The organism is Kineococcus indalonis (assembly GCF_009906395.1).
Taxonomy (GTDB): domain Bacteria; phylum Actinomycetota; class Actinomycetes; order Actinomycetales; family Kineococcaceae; genus Kineococcus; species Kineococcus indalonis.
The window spans coordinates 1-3,337 of sequence record NZ_JAAALM010000454.1; the positions used below are offsets into that span (position 1 = coordinate 1).

Annotated in this window: 4 protein-coding genes and 2 pseudogenes; 1 reads left to right on the plus strand and 5 read right to left on the minus strand. The window is 77.7% G+C overall.

Annotated elements, in window-relative coordinates:
- Window positions 1–346, plus strand: a pseudogene (locus tag GTR00_RS17320) (hypothetical protein); the annotation flags it as partial.
- A gap of 39 nt (window positions 347–385) precedes the next feature.
- On the opposite strand, the gene GTR00_RS17325 reads toward GTR00_RS17320, so the two are convergent.
- The 5 genes and pseudogenes from GTR00_RS17325 to ribB all read right to left on the minus strand — a co-directional run.
- The gene (locus GTR00_RS17325; protein ID WP_205706060.1) at window positions 386–859 is read right to left on the minus strand and encodes a PH domain-containing protein; all 474 of its coding nucleotides are present in this window, start codon (window positions 857–859) and stop codon (window positions 386–388) included.
- Window positions 856–1,701, minus strand: coding sequence for an ATP phosphoribosyltransferase (gene hisG / locus GTR00_RS17330; protein ID WP_166612830.1), 846 nt, complete (start codon window positions 1,699–1,701; stop codon window positions 856–858). Before hisG ends, GTR00_RS17325 begins: the two co-directional genes overlap by 4 nt.
- Window positions 1,702–1,739: 38 nt before the next feature.
- A complete protein-coding gene (locus GTR00_RS17335) occupies window positions 1,740–2,003 on the minus strand; it encodes a phosphoribosyl-ATP diphosphatase (protein ID WP_166612831.1) in 264 nt (87 codons plus the stop codon).
- Window positions 2,004–2,081: 78 nt separating this feature from the next.
- A complete protein-coding gene (gene ribH / locus GTR00_RS17340) occupies window positions 2,082–2,564 on the minus strand; it encodes a 6,7-dimethyl-8-ribityllumazine synthase (protein WP_166612832.1) in 483 nt (160 codons plus the stop codon).
- A gap of 101 nt (window positions 2,565–2,665) precedes the next feature.
- Window positions 2,666–3,250, minus strand: a pseudogene (gene ribB / locus GTR00_RS17345) (3,4-dihydroxy-2-butanone-4-phosphate synthase); the annotation flags it as partial.
- Between the last annotated feature and the right edge of the window lie 87 nt (window positions 3,251–3,337).

The window sequence follows — 3,337 nt, forward strand, 5'->3', positions numbered from 1 at the left end:
CCCGCCGCGCTGGGACTGGAGCGCCGGGCGCTGGGGCCCGCGCGCGCCGGTGCCGGCGGCGGGCACCGCCGGGGCCGTCGTGGTCGAGGGCGTGGGCGCCGGGTGCACGCCGGTGCGCCCGGAGCTGCTGGTGTGGGTGCGGGCCCCGGCACCGGTGCGCCGCCGGCGGGCGCTGGCCCGCGACGGGGACGCGTACGCGCCGCACTGGCGGCGCTGGGCGGTGCAGGAGGAGGCGCTGTTCGCCGCGCACCGCGTCGCCGCGACCGCCGACGTGGTGCTGGACAGCGGCGCGCAGCGGGGCCCGGACGGGTCGGGCGCAGCGGGCTGGCGGGTGCTGCGCGACTGACGCGCCCGGGGGAGGCCGGACCGGTGGCCCCGCGGCCCCCTAGTCGCGCGGCGGGCGCGGGGCGCGGGCGGCGACCAGCCGCGCCAGGCGCAGGGCCTCGGCCTCGGCGCGGGCGCCGTCGGCCTTCTGCACGGCCATGACGGCGAGGTTCTCGCCGTCGTCGGTGTCCAGGGTCAGCCACGGGTCGTCGCCGCCGAAGCGCACGGCGAGGATCGCGCCCCACTCCACGCGCCGGGTGAAGACGACGTTGCGCACGACGAGGGCGTCGGCGGTGGGCACGGCGCGCACCGACACCAGGCGCACCAGCCCGCCGCACAGCAGCAGGGCGAGGACCGCCGCGGAGGCGGTGTCGGTGGCCGTCCAGCCGGAGTTCGGCGACAGGGCCAGCCCGACCGCCATGCCGGCGAAGACCAGGCCGAGCACGGCGGCGACGGTCAGGCCGACGGCGCGGGCGCGGCGCGGGCGGAAGGGCGCGTCACCGGCGCCCCGGCCCGCGCCGCTCACACCGCTCACAGCCGGCAGGCGTGGATGCTCGTGACGAGGATGGCGCGCGCGCCGAGGTCGTACAGCTCGTCCATGACGCGGTTGGTCGCCGAGCGCTCGACCATGGCGCGCACCGCGACCCAGCCCGGGTTCGCCAGCGGGGACACGGTGGGCGACTCCAGGCCCGGGGTGACGGTGATGGCGCGCTCGACGAGGTCCTTGGGGCAGTCGTAGTCGACCATCACGTACTGCCGGGCGACCAGGACGCCCTGCAGGCGGCGCACCAGGACGTCGACGGCCGGGTCGGCGGGCGCGCCGGCGCGGCGCACCAGCACGGCCTCGGAGCGCATGACCGGCTCGCCGAAGACCTCCAGGCCGGCGGCGCGCAGGGTGGTGCCGGTCTCGACGACGTCGGCGACGACGTCGGCGATGCCGAGCGCCACCGCGGTCTCCACGGCGCCGTCGAGGTGCACCACGTCGGCGCTCACGCCGTGCTCGGCCAGGTGCTTGCCCACCAGGCCGGAGTAGCTGGTGGCGATGCGCCGGCCCTGCAGGTCGGCGACCGAGGAGGCGGTGCCGGGCCGACCGGCGAAGCGGAAGGTGCTGCGGGCGAAGCCGAGCTGGAGGACCTCGTCGGCGGGGGCGCGCGAGTCCAGCAGCAGGTCGCGGCCGGTGACGCCGACGTCGAGGGTGCCGGAGCCGACGTACAGGGCGATGTCGCGCGGGCGCAGGAAGACGAACTGCGCGTTGTTCTCCGGGTCGTCCAGCAGCAGCTCCTTGGCCTCGCGGCGCTGGTTGTAGCCCGCCTCGCGCAGCATGGCGCTGGCGGCCTCCGACAGCGAGCCCTTGTTGGGGACGGCGATGCGCAGCACGGGCCTGCCCTCTCTCTCCCGACCCCTCACCGGGTCGATCACAGGTGCGCGTAGACGTCGTCGAGCGTGAGCCCGCGGGCGATCATCAGCACCTGCAGGTGGTACAGCAGCTGCGAGACCTCCTCCGCGGTGCGCTCGGCGGACTCGTGCTCGGCGGCCATCCACACCTCGGCCGCCTCCTCGACGACCTTCTTGCCGATGGCGTGCACGCCGGCGTCCAGTTCGAGCACGGTGCCCGAGCCGGCGGGGCGGGTGCGGGCCTTGTCCGTCAGCTCGGCGAACAGGCCGTCGAAGGTCTTCACGTGGGCTGAGTCTAGGCGGTGCGCACCCGGCGGCCGTCCCCGCCCGGCGCCCGCGCACGGCGGGCGCCGGAGCGGGCCTCAGCGCAGCGGCGGGGCGACCTCGCGCAGCGCCACGACGGTCTCCAGGGCGGCCAGCACGGCCTCGCGGCCCTTGTCCTCGCGCGAGCCGCGCAGCCCGGCGCGGTGCAGGGCCTGCGACTCGTTGTCCACGGTGAGCACGCCGAAGCCGACGGGCACGCCGGTGCTGACGGCCACCTGCGTCAGGCCCGCGGTGGCCGCGTCGCACACGTACTCGAAGTGCGGGGTGCCGCCGCGGATGACGACGCCGAGCGCGACGACGGCGTCGAAGCCGGCGCGCGCCAGGCGGGCGGCGGCCACGGGCAGCTCGAAGGCCCCGGGCACGCGCACCACGGTGACGTCCGCGACGCCGGAGTCGGCCAGGCCGCGGCGGGCGCCGGCCAGCAGGCCGTCCATCACCTCCTGGTGCCAGCGGGCGGCGACCACGGCCACCCGCAGGCCGCTGCCGTCCACCTCGATCTCGGGGCTCCCGTCTCCGCTCACGCGTCCTCTCCCGTCCTGTCGTGCTGCTGGTCGTGCTGCTGGTCGTGCTGCTGGTCGTGCGGCTGGTCGTGCGGCTGGTCGTGCGGCTGGTCGCCGCGGGCGCGCAGGTGCGCGCGCAGGTCCGCGATGGTCAGGACCGGCAGCTCGTGGCGCCGGCCGAGCTCCACGACCTGCTCCCACCGCGACATCGAGCCGTCGTCCTCGACGAGCTCGGCGATGACGCCCACGGGCGGCAGGCCCGCCAGGCGGCACAGGTCGACGGCGGCCTCGGTGTGCCCGGGGCGCTCCAGGACGCCGCCGGGGCGCGCGCGCAGGGGGAAGACGTGCCCCGGGCGCACCAGGTCCGCCGGGACGGCGCCGGGGTCGGCGAGCACGCGTGCGGTGCGGGCGCGGTCGGCGGCGGAGATGCCGGTGCTCACCCCCGCCGCGGCGTCGCAGCTGACGGTGTAGTCGGTGCGCAGGGAGTCCTCGTTGCGCTCGACCATGCGCGGCAGGCCCAGGGCGTCGGCGCGCTCGGCGGGCATCGGCGCGCACAGCATCCCGGAGGTGTGCCGCACGGTCCAGCCGATCCACTCGGCGGTGGCCAGGGCCGCGGACAGCACCGCGTCGCCCTCGTCCTCGCGGTCGGCGTCGTCGGTGACGAGCACCGGCTTGCCGGCGCGCAGCGCGGCCAGCGCGGCCTCCACGGCGGCACCGGGACCGGCGGCACCGGTGGCGAGCCGGTCGGGGCTGCCGGTGGCCGCGCTCACCGCTGCCCCCCCGCCCCGCCCGCC